This is a genomic window from Anaerovibrio slackiae (assembly GCF_009695585.1).
In the GTDB taxonomy this organism is placed as follows: Bacteria; Bacillota; Negativicutes; order Selenomonadales; family Selenomonadaceae; genus Anaerovibrio; species Anaerovibrio slackiae.
The window spans coordinates 30,193-45,248 of record NZ_VUNR01000026.1 but is presented as its reverse complement, the minus strand read 5'-3'; the positions used below and the strand labels follow the sequence as shown (position 1 = coordinate 45,248).

Genomic DNA, 15,056 nt, shown 5'->3' with positions numbered 1-15,056 from the left:
CTGCAAAAGCCGTCTGTACATGGCAAAAATAGTTTTTTTGAAAAAATAAAATACAAACTACTTTATAAGGCAAAAATATGGCAGCGAGTGTGGATAACTCGCTGCCATATTTGTCTACGGTCTGAGCGGCAGTGTACCCACTGCCGCTGTTTTCAGCAAAAAATAATATCTGCCAGCTCCCAAAGAAAATCCGGCAGATATTGAAAAGTGACTACATTTGTTGTATAATGGGAATTGAAAAAAGGTGCTACCGATAGACGGTTAGCCCGTGTTGGTTGGCAAAGATAGCCGCTCAACTTTGGACGTGAGGCGGCTATTTTTGTTTATGGATATCTTTGCCGATTGTGTATCCTAACTGGATGGCGGCTATCACCAGACACAAAGATCCGATGAGCACGCCGAGGATTTCAACTGACATGTCTATCACTTCCCTCCATCGTGAGATTCCTTTTGCAAGGTTTCTATGTAAACGGAGGGTAACAGTCCCTCCGGAGAGGGCTAACCGCCTACCGTATTGGTAGCACCCAGTAAATTATACCAAATAAAAAATCTGTTTGCAATAGTCGCAAACAGATTTTTTATTTGATTAGAAATTTATTTTAAGCAAAAATCCCGCTCTGCTTCACAGCCTCCACAATCCGCTGCATATCTTCCTCGGACTGTACCAGTGCCATGCGCACATATCCCTCGCCGGAAGGGCCAAAGGCACTGCCCGGTGTCACCAGCACGCCGGTCTTGTCCAGCAAATCCCTGACAAAGCTTTCCGAGTCAGCATACTGCTCCGGCACCGGGGCCCACACGAACATGGTTCCCGGCGGCTTGTCCATCTGCCATCCTGCGGCAATGAGGCCGTCACAAAGCACATCCCGGCGCCGCTCATAGGCTGCCCTGGTTTCTGCCACCACGGACTGGTCTCCTGTAATAGCTTCCACTGCTGCTGCCTGAATCGGCAGGAACATGCCATAGTCCATATTTGATTTCAAGGTCTTCAGCATACTGACAACCCTGCTGTTGCCCAGGCAATAGCCAATTCTTGCTCCGGCAAGCCCGTAGGTCTTGGACAGGGAATTGAACTCCACTCCTACATCCTTTGCCCCCGGAATGCTCAGGAAGCTGCCCCAGCTTCTGCCATCAAATACCAGCTCGCTGTAGGCATTGTCATGGAGCACGATAATATCATATTTTCTGGCAAATGCCACCAGCTCATGATAAAAGGACTCAGGTGCCATGGCAGCCGTAGGATTATTCGGATAAGAAACCAGCATGAACTTGGCTTTTTGCGCCACTTCCTCCGGAATGTCCTGCAGCTGGATGACATAATCATTTTCCTTTTTCTGAGGCATGTAGTACAGCTCCGCCCCGGCAAGCCGCGGCCCATCAGCAAAAATCGGATAGCAAGGGTCAGGCACCAGCATCACATCACCGGCATCCAATATGGACAATGCTATATGGGAAAGCCCGTCCTGGGAGCCCAGCAGGGAACAGATTTCCGTGTCTGCGTCCATTGTTACACCGTAACGCCTCTGATACCACTGTGCCACAGCCTGCAGCATCTCCTGTGTATCATTGATGGCATAGACGTAGTTTTTCGGCTCCATGACGGCCTTCGCCATGACCTCCATAATCCTCTTGGCAGGAGGAATATTGGGCGCACCGATGCTCAGGTCAAAGACCTCTTTTCCCTCTGCCACACGATTTTTTCTCATCTCGGCCAGCCGGGAAAAAACTCCTTCCCCGAACTGCTCCATTCGCTTTGCAAATTCCATGCACATACCCTCCCTGAAAACAGAAAAGGGACGATCGGACATCGCCCCATAACAATATCGCTATTAATAATAGAATAATTGTACCAATAGCAAACAAGTTGCCAACCAGGAACTAACAGAACTTAAAGCTTCTTAGAAACGGACTGGCAACGAACAAGAGGCAGGGCATGTGCCATTGCAGGCAGATTGATGAACCTCGGTACTTAGCGACTCACAAGCCAAAGGCGCAGTGAGAGCTTAGTACCGCTAGGTTCATTGCCTAGCGAGAGCGTGCCTGCAATGGCACTGCCCTGCCGCCATATTTATCTGCTTCCACATTCATCTATCGCCGTATTCATCTGCTTACATATTCATCTGCTTACGTACTTATTTGCCCCACTTCTTGTTGAACAGATTGCTTACAGGCTGGTTCTCATAAATGCACTTAATGAAATCAGCCAGCATCGGAGCAAGGGAAATGCTGATAATCTTATCGCACTTCTTCTTCTGATCAACCGGAATAGTATTGGTAATAACGAGCTGCTTGATGCAGGAATCCTGAATCCTCTGGGTTGCAGGGTCCGTCAGGATACCATGGGAACAGCAGGCATATACATCCTTGGCACCCAGCTTCATCAGAGCCTTGGCACCCTCGCAGAGAGAACCGGCAGTATCAACCATATCATCAATCATGATGCAGGTCTTGCCCTTTACATCGCCAATCAGGTTCATAACCTCGGCACAGCCAGGGCGCGGACGACGCTTCTCAACGATAGCAATGCTGGTGCCCAAAAGGTCAGCCATGTTGCGGGCACGGGTAACACCGCCCAGGTCAGGAGATACCACAACCACATTCTCCAGGTTCAGGCTCTGGAAATACTCAGCCAAAGCAGGAGCAGCAGCCAGATGATCCACAGGGATATCAAAGAAGCCCTGAATCTGGCCTGCATGCAGGTCAACGGTCACCACGCGGTTCAAGCCTGCAGCAGACATGAGGTTTGCCACCAGCTTGGCAGAGATAGGCTCACGGCCGCGGGTCTTGCGGTCCTGGCGAGCATATGCATAATAAGGCACAACTGCAGTCACGCTCTTGGCAGATGCGCGCTTGCAGGCATCTGTCATAATCAGCAGCTCCATCAGGTTCTCGTTGACAGGCTGACAGGTTGGCTGAATAATAAAGATGTCTTTTCCACGAACACTTTCACTAATCATGACCTGAATCTCACCATTGTTAAAATGGCCCACCTGAGCATCAACCAGCGGAATTCCGAGATGTTCAGAAATTTCCTTTGCCAGCTCAGGATTTGCGTTGCCGGCCAGAAGTCGTAAATTGTTTGCAGCTTCGTTCATTGTTTTGAATGCCTCCAATATTTCCTTTTTTCCTTATCCTCTTATATATAAACAGCTTGCGCTGAATATACCAAAATACACAAAAATATACCAGAATATCCCAATACACAAAATAAACAAAATACATCAGGCAGCAATTGCCCTTGAATTGCGCCTGATTACTTGCGCTTATCCGCCCAGCCGGTAATCACCTTCTGCCTTGCGCGGCCGATAGCCAGCTCCCCGGCAGGCACATCCTTGGTAATCACGGAGCCTGCACCGATATATGCTCCCTCGCCTACGCTGACAGGAGCCACCAGGCTGGTATTGCAGCCAACAAAGGCATTATCGCCAATAACCGTGCGGTGCTTCAGCTTGCCATCATAGTTGACAGTAACAGTGCCGCAGCCCAGGTTTACGTTGGAGCCCACATCAGAATCACCGATGTACTGCAAATGCGGCAGCTTGGTGCCAACGCCTACATTGGAGTTCTTTACCTCCACAAAATTGCCAATCTTCACATCGTTGAAGATATGGGAATTCGGGCGGATATGCACATAAGGCCCCATGGTAACGCCGCTGTCAATCACGCAGTCATGGCCATAGGTAAACTGGGCAGCCACATTATCACCAATCTGCGCATTGGTAAAGCGGCTGTTAGGGCCAATCTCGCAGCCCTCGCCTACAACTGTTTTGCCTTCCAGCCAGGTGAACGGATAAATAACCGTATCTGCACCAACCTCCACATCGGCATCCACAAAAGTGCTGTCAGGATCCATGAGGGTAACCCCCTTGTCCATCAGCTCTATATTCTTGCGGCGGCGCAGGATTTTCTCTGCCCCGGCCAGCTGCACCCGGGAATTGATGCCCAAGGTGGACTCATAATCATCTGCGGCCACAGCCCAGATTTTCTCCCCCTGCTCCCGGAGAATCCCCAGCACATCCGGCAGATAATACTCGCCCTGGGCATTGTCGCAGCCAACCTTTTCCAAGGCCGCAAACAAATCCTGGCACTCAAAGCAATAAATACCGGAGTTGACCTCCTTCACCTGGCGCTCTGCCTCGGTAGCATCCTTCTGCTCCACGATGCGGGCCACATCCCCCTCCGCAGTGCGGATAATGCGCCCATAGCCGGTAGCATCAGGCATGATGGCAGTCAGCACGGTAGCCTTGGCACCGGCTGCCTTGTGTCCCTCGTAAAGCTTGGCAATCAGATCAGAGGTCACAAGAGGCGTATCGCCGCAGAGAACCACAACGGTTCCCTGCTCATCCTTCAGGAGAGGCTCCGCCTGGCGAACAGCATGGCCTGTGCCCAGCTGCTCTGCCTGCACCACGAACTCAGCCTGGTCACCCATAGCTTCCTTTACCTGCTCACCGCCAAAGCCCACAACCACAATATTGCGCTTGGCACCTGCCCCCTTGGCAGCATCCAGCACATGCTGCAGCATCGGCTTGCCAGCCGCCTTGTGCAGAACCTTCGGCAGCTTTGATTTCATACGGGTTCCCTTGCCTGCCGCCAAAATTACGGTAACTAAATCCAGCATTATATTGCCTCCAAAACACACATAATATTTTTTATCAATTACCCATTATGTAATTACATCATTATCTTATCGCATTATAATATCATAATATCACAATGCCATCCATCATACCACTATATCATCACATCATTGCTGCTTCCCTGACTTGGCAGCAGCCTTCTTCTTCAGCTCCTCCATGCTGGCAAGCAGGGTATGCTCCGCCTGCTCCATATGGTACTCAGAAGCTGCCTGTGCCTCCTTCACATCCCCCTTGGCTATTGCCTCCACAATACGGCAATGCTCCTCATGGGTTGCCTTCAGGCGCCCAGGATAGGACATGGAGGTAGAGCGGAAGCGGGTCAGCTGCTCCCTGAGATTGAAGATAATCCCCACCAGCCGGGAATTGCGGCTGGCCTGATACAGCAAATCATGGAACTCCATGTCAGTCTCCACGATTTTGTCCATATCCCCTTCCTCGATATACTCGCCAATAGATACCAGGAGCCGCTGCAGATGCTCCAGCTCCTCATCCGTAATGCGCTCCGCCGCCAGGCCGCTGGCAAGAGAGTCCAATGACGTGCGGATTTCAAAAACCTCATTCACATCACGGATGGACAGATTCGCCACATAAGTACCCCGCCGGGGCATCATAATCACGTAGCCCTCCAGCTCCAGCTTGCGTATAGCCTCACGTACAGGGGTACGGCTCACCCCCAGCTCCTCCGCAAGCTGAATTTCCATCAGTCTTTCCCCAGGTGCCAGCACACCCTTGCGGATGGCATCACGCAGGGTTTCACACACAACCTCCCTGAGAGGCTGATAACTATCCAGTTTAATCGGTGTCAGCTTTTTTTCCATCTAAATCAAAATCCTTCTATTCCCTACCAGGCTGCCAGGGCAAGCCAAACCGGCATCCCCATCAAGGTGCCAGGCTGCCTGCCAGCCACTAACAAATTGGAAAACTTCATCCCCAACAGCATGACGTCTTCACAGCCTCATAACGTCATACCACAGTTTTCGCCACATAGACCGCAGCCTTGTCATCCAAAGCCTTTACCGCGGCAGCAATCCTTCCGGCAGATGCTTCGTCCTCTGCCAGGCCGAACACAGTAGGGCCGCTGCCTGACATCATGCTGGCCATCGCCCCCTGCTTCAGCATCATCTTCCTGTAGGACTCTATCACAGCATGCTCCTTGATGGTTATGCCCTCCAGCACATTGCACAAAAGCCCTGCTGCCTTGCGGCGGTCACCTTCCCCAATAGCTTTCAGCATGGCTTCATTGTCAGGATGGGGCCCATCATAGCCTGCATCGTATGTCTTGTACGCCCAGGCAGTAGAAACCCCTGCCTCCGGCTTGGCAAGCACTACATAGGTCTCCGGGAAAGACGGCAGCCTGGTCAGAATCTCGCCCCTGCCTGTGGCAAGCATGGTGCCCCCCATCAGGCAGAAAGGAATATCCGAGCCCAGCCTCGCCCCCAGCTCACAGAGCCTCTCCTCCGTCATGCCCAGGCCATAGAGCTGATTCATGCCCTTCAGCACGGCAGCGGCATCCGCCGAGCCACCGGCAAGGCCGGCAGCCATCGGGATACGCTTTACCAGCTCCATGCTCACGCCTTCCGTCAGCCCATACTCCCGCTGCACCAGGGCAGCAGCCTTCCAGCAGAGATTGCTCTCATCCGCCGGCAGCACTCCATCCTGTCCCTCTATGGTGATGGAAAGCTGAATGCCTGCCCCGGATTTCTCCATGGACAGGGTATCGTGCAGGCTCACCTCCTGCATGACCATGGCAACCTCATGGTAGCCATCCTCGCGCAGTCCCAGAATATCCAGCGTCAGATTGATTTTTGCATTTGCATTTAGTGTTATCAAGACAGCAACACATCCTACAGTCCAAATTTGCATATCACTCATAAATTTTATCAATTTTTCAGGTTTTCTTCAAGTGTTATTAAAAGATTATTGACTTTTCTTCACAAGAAAAGGATAATATTTTAGATGAAGTTTTTTGCTGGAGGGTGATTATGTGGATTATATCCTGGCATGTATATCAATAGAGGACAATCCCGTCAGGCTTTACCTGATCACGGCTGTCGTCATTTTGCTTTTCAACTGCCTCTGGGCTTTCCTGGACAGGCTCCTGCTGCCATGGCAGGCAAAAAAACTGCTGAAAAAATGGAAAATCGGCATCAAGGACACCGGCAAGCTGCCCCTGCTGGCGCAGCTGAAAGACCTGGTGGTAAATCTCTCCGGCACCATCAGCTACGGTGCACCGGCAGTGACGGATATTTTTCCCAACGGCATTTCCTCCGGCAGGCTGCTGGCACTGGCGGCGGCCATCGAAAAGGGAATTGACCACCCCATAGCCGAAGCCATCGTGGACGAGGCCAGTGTCAGGGGATTGGCACTGCCTGAGATTTCCGCAGCCAGCCCTGTTCCCGGCAAGGGGGTGGAAGCCCTCATGAACCGCCAGACACTGAGCCTGGGCTCTGCCAAATTCTTGCAGGAGCAGAACATCGAAATCCCTGCCGAGCTTTTTACCAGGGCGGACCAGCTGGCATACAAGGGGCAGATTATCGTCTTCGTGGCCATCGGCAAATTCTGCCGGGGCTTTATCACCCTGCACGACAAAATAAAAAGGAGCGTGCCGGGGGATATCAGCTTCCTGCGGGAAATGGGCATCACCACCACCCTACTGACAGGTGCCAACCGCTCCACAGCCAAAAGCTACGGCAAGCCCTCTACCATCGACCAGATACGCAGCGAGCTTGATGCCATGGGCAAGGCTAAGGAGCTCCTTTTGATGCAGACCAGCGGCCGCGTCATCGGTGCAGCAGGCAGGACCATGAAGTTTGAGGGGCCCATCAGAAGCTCCCAGCTGAGCTTTGCCCTGGAGTATGCGGAGGAATCCGTCAAGAGCATGGCGGATGTACTGATACACACCAACAGCCTGGGCACCATCGCCACCGCCAAGGGCATCTGCCGGGTAGTCATGGGCAAGAAAAAAACAGGGCGGCTCATCGCCATAGCCTGCAACCTGCTGCTGGTGCTATCCGTAGTGTTCCTGCTCAACCTGGCCAGCCTGCCGGCCTACGGCTCCCTGCTGCCCATAATCATCGGCATTTTCGCAGCGGCCATCCTGCTGCTCAACCAGATACCGCTGCAATACTAGAGATAAAATCAAATACGATAGCAATAATAAATCATCTACATGAAAGGATGTCACATGCATGGATAAAGAGCAATTTGATATTTTGGTGGACACAGTTTTGGAAACAAGCGCCAGGCCGCCCCGCAACCTGTTTGCTGGCGGCTATGATGACTGGCACTGCCGGGCACGGCTGGCACATTTTCTCGCCATGCCGGAGCTGAACCGCCCGGAGGCAGCCAAGGAGCTGTTCCTCTCCGTGCTGGAGGTGGAGCCGGACGAGGAAAATGCCGAGGATATTGAGGAAAAAACCTACGCCATGCAGCATCTCAGCCAGATGGAACGGGATGCGGAGAACTACGAGGCGGCACTGGAATACATCAACCTGGCACTGGAAACTGCCGAGAACTCGGATTTTCTCTACCGCTACATCCTGCGGGGGGAGCTGTGGGCTGATCGCTGGAACCTGCTGCACCTGATGAAGCGCACCGAGGAAGCAGAGGCGGAGGCGGACGAGCGCATCGAGTGCTTCAAGGACATTCCGGCTGCCCACAACAGCTACCTCTACTACGGCTACCGCTTCAAGGCACAGCTGGCTGCCCAGCGTGGTACCGCCCTTATCGCCAAGGACTACATGCATATGGCGCTCCACGCCATGGAACTGCCGCCTATCAATCAGGAAAAGCTGAAGCATGCCTTTGAGGCACAGCATGAGAATGTCTCCTGGATACTGGCTGAAATCGACAAGGCTACGCCAAATCCTGACAACCTCCACTGGGACATCTGAGCACATCAAAAAAATTTGCAAAATAAAGGGAGTACCCCATTTCCCGGCGGTACTCCCTTTATTTTGCCCATCATGAATCTGCGCTTTTTTCCTCGCTGTTTTCCTCACGCTTCTTCTGCTTGTTCTGCTCTCTGCGCATCCTGAAAAAATCCTTCATCAGCTGCCTGCACTCATCCTCCAGCACACCGGCAGTGACAGACAGCCTGTGATTCAGCAGCCTGTGATTGACCACGTTGAAGATGGATTCCACTGCCCCGAACTTTGACTCCGTGCTGCCGTATACCAGCCTGTCAATGCGGCTGTTCACCAGGGCTCCTGCACACATGGCGCAGGGCTCGATAGTCACATACAGGGTAAGGCCGCTGAGGCGCCAGCGGTTCAGCCTGGCGCATGCCTCCCGGATTGCCTCCATCTCCGCATGGGCAGTAGCATCATTTTTGCTCTCACGCAGATTGTGCCCCCGCGACACAACAGTGCCGTCCTCATTGCGCACAAGGACGGCACCTATAGGAATCTCGCCCCTGGCATAAGCCTTTTCAGCCTCCGCCAGGGCGAGCCGCATATATTTCTCATCATCAAGTATCATCTCATCACCATCATCTTATTATCTTACTCAGCCCAGACCAGCACGCAGCTTGTAGAAAAAGCTCAAATCCACCCCGTTTTCATAGAACAGGGACTGGGTGGCACTACTGCCCTCCCACACTGCCGCCTCAGAAACCTGAGGTGCCTCCTCCTTGCGTCCACGGCGTGCCATGCTGCTTTGCAGCATCTCCCGGAAGCTGCCCTCCCCCTGGGACTGGTCATCACGATTCCGCCTTTGCAGCCACGGGCTGTTCATATCCAGATTGACACCATTTACCCTGTTAATTTTGTAAACCTTGCTCATCACGATAACCACCGCCTTTCAGATTTGAGCCTTGCGCACCCAAAAACCTCTGCACTTTATATGCTTATACCAATATATCGTTACACTTTAAATAAAAATTAAGCCTTTTTGCCTATAATTTATGCAACCATAAATTATATTGCTGGAAAATTGCTGCTGCAAAGCAAAAAACACAATAAAATCTCACATCGCCAGCCTGCAAACTAAAGCCTCAAGCAAATGAGGAAATCCAAAAAGAAAAGGAGCCTGCAAAGCTGCAGGCCCCCTTGTGGTTATGCTAGTCAAAAACAAAAGCCGGTATTCGATTACTTCTTGAGAGCGTCGCCCAAGTTGTTCTGAGTGTTGCGAGCTGCAGCTACGGACTCTGCAAAACGCTCCTTCTCTACACCCTCAAGATTCAGCTCAACAATCTGCTCTACACCGTTCTCGCCCAGGATTACCGGAACGCCGATGCAGAGGTCATCCTCACCATACTCGCCCTCGAGATATACGCAGCAAGGGATGAGCTTCTTGCCATCGGTGATGATGGACTTAACCAGCTCGCCAGCAGCTGCGCCCGGAGCGTACCAAGCGGAAGTGCCCAGCAGCTTGGTCAAGGTTGCACCGCCAACCTTGGTCTGAGCAATAGCATCTTCCAGCTCTGCCTCATCGAGGAAGTGGGATACAGGAATGCCCTTGTAGGTAGCAATGGAGCCAAGAGGAACCATGGTCTTATCGCTGTGGCCACCGATTACCATACCGTCAATGTCAGTAGGGGTAGCAGGGATGCCCTTCTTCTTCAGTGCCTGAGACAGGAAATAACGGAAGCGGGAGCTATCCAGCATACCGCCCATGCCGATTACATGATTCTTTGGCAGGCCGGAATTCTTCAGTGCCAGATAGGTCATAGCATCCATAGGGTTGGAGATTACGATGAAGATAGCATCTGGAGAATACTTTACAGCCTGCTCGATAACGCTGCCTACGATGCCAGCGTTAACACCGATAAGATCCTCGCGGCTCATGCCTGGCTTACGAGGAATACCGGAGGTGATAACAACAACCTTGGAGCCTGCAGTAGCTGCATAGTCGTTGGTAACACCGGTAATGGTGGTGTCAAAGTTCAGAATCTGGGAGGTCTGCATCATATCCATTGCCTTGCCTTCGGATACACCCTCTTTGATGTCGAGAAGAACTACTTCACTAGCATAACCTGCGCTGGCAATCACGTTCGCTGCTGTTGCTCCTACATTACCTGCGCCTACAACTGTTACTTTCATTTAACAATTCCTCCTTTTATTGCGACAGGCTGTCCCCTGACAGCCCGACTCTTTAACTAATGATATTATAACAAATATTTATTTTTTTGTATAGCAAAATTTCTCAAAATTTGTTATACATATATTATTGTTGTTTAATTCTTGCAAATTTGGTAAAATTAGAGGTAGAATATATCATTGAATTGGTTCAAAGGAGACTTGCTTTATGAAAAGATTTATTTCGTCCATCCTTTGCCTGTTATTTTTAGCAGTATTAGCCGGCTGTGGCAGCGAGGAGGTTGCCACGGAGAATAATCCGCTAGTAAAGACAAAGACGATTTCCCTGCGCACAGGTGCCAGCGAAGGAAACTATCCAGGCGCTGTCAAGGGGCGCTACGAAACCACCATGTCCTTTCAGGTGGGCGGCAGGATTTTGCAGCGCTTCGTGCAGGCAGGTGACCATGTACATGCCGGTGACGTGCTAATGACTATCGACAGCCGGGATGTAGTGCAGCAGGCCATGCAGGGGGAAGCCCAGGTGGCAGCCGCCAAGGCACAGCTTGACCTGGCCCGTTCCAACCTGAACCGCTACAAATCCCTCTATGCCCAGGAAGCCATTTCGGAGAGCGTGCTTGAGCAGTACCAGACATCCTTTGATGCCGCCCAGGCAGGCTACAATCAGGCCGTTGCCATTGCCAAGCAGGGCAAAAATGCCGTGGGCTACTCCAAGCTCATCGCCGCTTCCGACGGAGTCATTTCCTCCGTCACCGCCGAGGTCGGGCAGGTAGTCGGTGCCGGGCAGACGGTACTCACCCTGGTTCAGTCCCAGGAGCTGGAGGTGGAAATCAATTTGCCGGAAAACAGGATTGGCGATGTTTCCAAGGGGCAGAGCGTCGAGGTTTCCTTCTGGTCCCTCAACAACCAGCCGGTAACAGGCATTATCCGGGAAATCTACCCCATGGCTGACACAGTGGCAAGAACCTACAAAATCCGCATTGCCCTGCCAAATCCACCCCATGGCCTGCAGCTGGGCATGACCGCCTCCGCCAAAATAACCGGCAGCAATGCCGCAGATAAAAATCAGCCAGCTTCCAACGCCGCAGATTTTGTCATCCTGCCTATGGCCGCCATCTATCAGACTGACAACAATCCGGCAGTCTGGGTGGTAGATGCCAACGCCATGACACTTTCCCTCAAGGAAGTGCAGGTGGAGGACTTTGACAAAAACCAGCTGAAGGTGCACGGCCTCAATGACGGTGACATTGTCGTAGTAGCCGGTGTGCACAAGCTCCACGAGGGTACAAAAGTACGTCTGACAAACGATGATAACGATAAAGAGGACAAGCATTAAATGAGAAACCTAACGGAAATTTCCCTGAAGAACAGAGCACTAATCTGGTATTTTATCCTTGTTACCGCCATTGGCGGCATTTTCTTCTACTTCAAGCTGGGGCGCATGGAGGACCCCAACTTCACCATCAACCAGATGATTGTCACCGCCGCCTGGCCGGGAGCCTCCGCCAAGCAGATGGAGGAACAGGTCACAGACAAGCTGGAATCCAAGTTCCGTGACATCCCCGGCGTCAAGCAGGTGGACAGCACCACCCGGGCTGGCACCACCTATGTCTATGTCACCCTCCGGGACGACGTGGACCGCTCCGCCATCCGGGATACCTGGCGTGATGTCCGCAACTTTGGCAGGGATTTGGAGCGTGAGCTGCCTAACGGTGTCTACGGCCCCTACTACAACGACCGCTTCGATGACGTATTCGGCTCCATCTACGCCCTGACCGGCGACGGCTACTCCATGGAGGAAATGCGCCAGCAGGCAGAGCGCATCCGGCGCCGCCTTGCCACTATCAACAAGGTGCAGAAGGTTCAGCTCCTGGGTGTCCAGACTGAAAAGGTATATGTAGAAATCGAAAGCGCCAAGCTGGCGGAACTGGGCATCAGCCCTGCCGTACTGGCAGATGCCCTGAAAACCCAGAATGAAATGACACCTGCCGGCATGATCGAAACCAGCAGCGACAACGTATACCTGCGCTACAGCGGCAGCTTTGACGACATCGACGCCATCAGGCGGACCCCTGTCAGTGCCAACGGCAAGACCTTCTTCCTGGGTGATATTGCCACCGTTGAACGCCGCTATGCTGACCCTGCCGACACTGCCATGTACTATAACGGCGAGCCTGCCATCGGCATTGCCGTATCCATGGAAACAGGCGGCAACATCATCACCCTGGGTGACGAGCTAAAAAAACACATGGAAGCCATCCAGTCAGAAATGACAGCCGGGCTGGAAATCCATCAGGTTTCCGACCAGCCGGCAGTAGTAACCGAGTCCATTGATGATTTTGTCAGCACCCTCCGGGAAGCCGTCATCATCGTGCTGGCAGTCAGCTTCATGAGCCTGGGCATCCGCACCGGCATGGTGGTGGCTGGCTGCATTCCGCTGGTGCTGGCTGCTGTCTTCTGCGGCATGTACATCTTCGGCATCGACCTGCACAAGGTCTCCCTGGGAGCCCTGATTATTTCCCTGGGGCTTCTGGTGGATGATGCCATCATCGCTGTGGAGCAGATGAGCGTCCAGCTGGAAAAAGGCCATGACCGCTTTGAAGCAGCCTGCTATGCCTTCAGGGCAACGGCAAAGCCTATGCTGACCGGCACCCTGATTACCTGTGCCGGATTTATCCCCGTCAGCTTTTCTGACGGCATGGCAGCCGAGTTCTGCGGCACCCTGTTCCCGGTTATCGGCATGGCGCTGGTCATCTCCTGGGTTGTCTCCGTCATGGTGGCGCCCCTCTTTGGCTTCTATCTCATCAAGCCAGCCCCTGGTGCAGGAGAGCATGACCCATATCAGAGCAGGTTTTACGCCGTCTTCCGCAAGGTGCTCTGCTGGTTCCTTGACCATAAGAAAATCGTCCTCACCTCCACCGCAGCCATCTTTGCTGCCTCCATCGGCATGATGGGTCTCATCAAGGAGGAATTCTTTCCGCCATCCGTGCGGCCGGAAATCCTCATCAAGCTGGAGCTGCCGGAGGGAGCCTCCAAAAAAGCTTCCGCAGAAACCGCCAGCCGCTTTGCCAAATTTCTGGAGGAGCATGCTGACGAAATCGAAAACTACACCTACTATGTAGGGGAGGGATGCCCGCGCTTCGTGCTGACCGTGGATCCGGAGCTGCCTGCCGACAACCTGTCCCAGTTTGTGGTAGTAGCAAAGGACCCAAAAAACCGGGATGCCCTGATGGAGAAAATCCGCAGCCAGCTGGCTGATTCCTTCCCGGAGGTACGCACCAATGTTACCGTGCTACAGACCGGGCCTCCGGCAGACTATCCTGTAATGCTGGGCATCTCCGGCTATGACGAGGAAAAGGTACGGCAGATTGCCACTCAGGTCACAGACAGGCTCATCCAGGACAGCAACAACTACGATGTGAGCATGGACTGGAACGAAAAAGCCAAGGTGCTGCACCTGGATTTTGACCAGGCGAAGCTCCGGCAGCTGGGGCTCTCCCCCCAGGTGGTGGCACAGACCGCCTACACGGAAATCAGCGGTGCCTCTGCCGCCCAGTTTTATGCCGGGGACAGGACCATCAGCGTGGATTTGCGGCTCCGTGAGGCAGACAGGAGCGACCTGTCCCGGATAAAGGAGCTGCCAATCTACTCTGCCGGTGGCTATGTGCCTTTGGAGCAGCTGGCAAAAATCTCCTTCGCCGCCGAGGACGGGCTCATCAAGCGTGAAAACATGCTGCCGACCATCACCGTACAGGCAAATATCAAGGAAGGCACAGCCAACGATGCCACCGTCAAGGCTTTTGAATCCGTCAAGGACATCCGGGAAAATCTGCCCTTCGGCTATCAGATAAAGATGAAGGGAGCTCAGGCTGACAGCGACGATTCCATGAAGTACCTGCTGGTGCCATTGCCTGCCATGATATTCATCATCATGACACTGCTCATGTTCCAGCTCAGAAGCGGCAAGGACATGCTCCTTACCCTGCTGACGGCACCCCTTGGGATTATCGGCGTTGCCTTCGGCATGCTGCTCCTTGACCAGGCCATGGGCTTCGTAGCCATCCTGGGCGTGCTGGCACTCAGCGGCATGATTATCCGCAACTCCGTCATTCTCATCGACCAGATTCAAAAACATCTGGCGGCAGGCGAAGCCCCTTGGGATGCCATCATCGACTCCGCGGTGCTGCGCTTCCGCCCTATCATGCTGACGGCTGCGGCAGCCATCCTGGGCATGCTGCCCCTGATGACCAGCACCTTCTGGGGGCCTATGGCCGTAGCCATCGCCAGCGGCCTTTTGGCAGCCACCATACTGACGCTGCTGGTACTGCCTGTCATGTACGCAGCCGCCTACGGCATCAGCAGATAGCAGGAAAGCTAATATGCG

At 53.1% G+C, this 15,056-nt stretch carries 12 protein-coding genes; 4 read left to right on the top strand and 8 right to left on the bottom strand.

What is annotated here, in order from left to right; genetic code table 11:
- Window positions 1-599 precede the first annotated feature (599 nt).
- The 5 genes from FYJ84_RS11455 to ispE all read right to left on the bottom strand — a co-directional run bounded on the left by FYJ84_RS11455 (window position 600) and on the right by ispE (window position 6,467).
- On the bottom strand, window positions 600-1,766 hold the full coding sequence (locus FYJ84_RS11455; protein ID WP_154407745.1) for an aminotransferase class I/II-fold pyridoxal phosphate-dependent enzyme: 1,167 nt from the start codon (window positions 1,764-1,766) through the stop codon (window positions 600-602).
- Window positions 1,767-2,132: 366 nt separating this feature from the next.
- A complete protein-coding gene (locus FYJ84_RS11450) occupies window positions 2,133-3,095 on the bottom strand; it encodes a ribose-phosphate diphosphokinase (RefSeq protein WP_154407744.1) in 963 nt (320 codons plus the stop codon).
- 158 nt (window positions 3,096-3,253) lie between these two features.
- Complete coding sequence (glmU, locus tag FYJ84_RS11445) at window positions 3,254-4,618, bottom strand: bifunctional UDP-N-acetylglucosamine diphosphorylase/glucosamine-1-phosphate N-acetyltransferase GlmU (RefSeq protein ID WP_154407743.1); 1,365 nt, start codon at window positions 4,616-4,618, stop codon at window positions 3,254-3,256.
- Window positions 4,619-4,744: 126 nt separating this feature from the next.
- Entirely contained in the window at window positions 4,745-5,455 is a 711-nt protein-coding gene (locus FYJ84_RS11440; RefSeq protein WP_154407742.1) for a GntR family transcriptional regulator, read from the bottom strand.
- A gap of 145 nt (window positions 5,456-5,600) precedes the next feature.
- Entirely contained in the window at window positions 5,601-6,467 is an 867-nt protein-coding gene (ispE, locus tag FYJ84_RS11435) for a 4-(cytidine 5'-diphospho)-2-C-methyl-D-erythritol kinase (protein WP_154407741.1), read from the bottom strand.
- Window positions 6,468-6,603: 136 nt separating this feature from the next.
- Here ispE and FYJ84_RS11430 point away from each other — a divergent pair, with 136 nt between their 5' ends.
- Both FYJ84_RS11430 and FYJ84_RS11425 read left to right on the top strand, forming a co-directional pair.
- The gene (locus tag FYJ84_RS11430; protein WP_154407740.1) at window positions 6,604-7,767 is read left to right on the top strand and encodes an HAD family hydrolase; all 1,164 of its coding nucleotides are present in this window, start codon (window positions 6,604-6,606) and stop codon (window positions 7,765-7,767) included.
- 58 nt (window positions 7,768-7,825) lie between these two features.
- A complete protein-coding gene (locus FYJ84_RS11425; RefSeq protein WP_154407739.1) occupies window positions 7,826-8,530 on the top strand; it encodes a tetratricopeptide repeat protein in 705 nt (234 codons plus the stop codon).
- A gap of 70 nt (window positions 8,531-8,600) precedes the next feature.
- On the opposite strand, the gene tadA is transcribed toward FYJ84_RS11425, so the two are convergent.
- The 3 genes from tadA to FYJ84_RS11410 form a co-directional block, all read right to left on the bottom strand.
- On the bottom strand, window positions 8,601-9,116 hold the full coding sequence (tadA, locus tag FYJ84_RS11420) for a tRNA adenosine(34) deaminase TadA (protein WP_154407738.1): 516 nt from the start codon (window positions 9,114-9,116) through the stop codon (window positions 8,601-8,603).
- Window positions 9,117-9,143: 27 nt separating this feature from the next.
- Complete coding sequence (locus tag FYJ84_RS11415; RefSeq protein WP_154407737.1) at window positions 9,144-9,419, bottom strand: hypothetical protein; 276 nt, start codon at window positions 9,417-9,419, stop codon at window positions 9,144-9,146.
- Window positions 9,420-9,724: 305 nt separating this feature from the next.
- Entirely contained in the window at window positions 9,725-10,678 is a 954-nt protein-coding gene (locus tag FYJ84_RS11410) for a malate dehydrogenase (protein ID WP_154407736.1), read from the bottom strand.
- Between the two features lie 205 nt (window positions 10,679-10,883).
- Between FYJ84_RS11410 and FYJ84_RS11405 the strand changes: the two genes are divergently transcribed.
- Window positions 10,884-12,008 (top strand): efflux RND transporter periplasmic adaptor subunit, encoded by a 1,125-nt coding sequence (locus FYJ84_RS11405; protein WP_154407735.1) that lies wholly within the window; start codon window positions 10,884-10,886, stop codon window positions 12,006-12,008.
- On the top strand, window positions 12,009-15,038 hold the full coding sequence (locus FYJ84_RS11400; RefSeq protein WP_154407734.1) for an efflux RND transporter permease subunit: 3,030 nt from the start codon (window positions 12,009-12,011) through the stop codon (window positions 15,036-15,038). It begins immediately after the preceding gene.
- The last annotated feature ends 18 nt before the right edge of the window (window positions 15,039-15,056 follow it).

Excerpts from the sequence above, each read along its gene's own strand:
- FYJ84_RS11405 (WP_154407735.1), top strand. The coding sequence starts at position 10,884 with ATGAAAAGATTTATTTCGTCCATCCTTTGCCTGTTATTTTTAGCAGTA.
- FYJ84_RS11425 (WP_154407739.1), top strand. The coding sequence starts at position 7,826 with ATGGATAAAGAGCAATTTGATATTTTGGTGGACACAGTTTTGGAAACA.
- FYJ84_RS11400 (WP_154407734.1), top strand. The coding sequence starts at position 12,009 with ATGAGAAACCTAACGGAAATTTCCCTGAAGAACAGAGCACTAATCTGG.
- glmU (WP_154407743.1), bottom strand. The coding sequence starts at position 4,618 with ATGCTGGATTTAGTTACCGTAATTTTGGCGGCAGGCAAGGGAACCCGT.
- FYJ84_RS11410 (WP_154407736.1), bottom strand. The coding sequence starts at position 10,678 with ATGAAAGTAACAGTTGTAGGCGCAGGTAATGTAGGAGCAACAGCAGCG.
- FYJ84_RS11455 (WP_154407745.1), bottom strand. The coding sequence starts at position 1,766 with ATGGAATTTGCAAAGCGAATGGAGCAGTTCGGGGAAGGAGTTTTTTCC.
- tadA (WP_154407738.1), bottom strand. The coding sequence starts at position 9,116 with ATGATACTTGATGATGAGAAATATATGCGGCTCGCCCTGGCGGAGGCT.
- FYJ84_RS11440 (WP_154407742.1), bottom strand. The coding sequence starts at position 5,455 with ATGGAAAAAAAGCTGACACCGATTAAACTGGATAGTTATCAGCCTCTC.
- FYJ84_RS11450 (WP_154407744.1), bottom strand. The coding sequence starts at position 3,095 with ATGAACGAAGCTGCAAACAATTTACGACTTCTGGCCGGCAACGCAAAT.
- FYJ84_RS11415 (WP_154407737.1), bottom strand. The coding sequence starts at position 9,419 with ATGAGCAAGGTTTACAAAATTAACAGGGTAAATGGTGTCAATCTGGAT.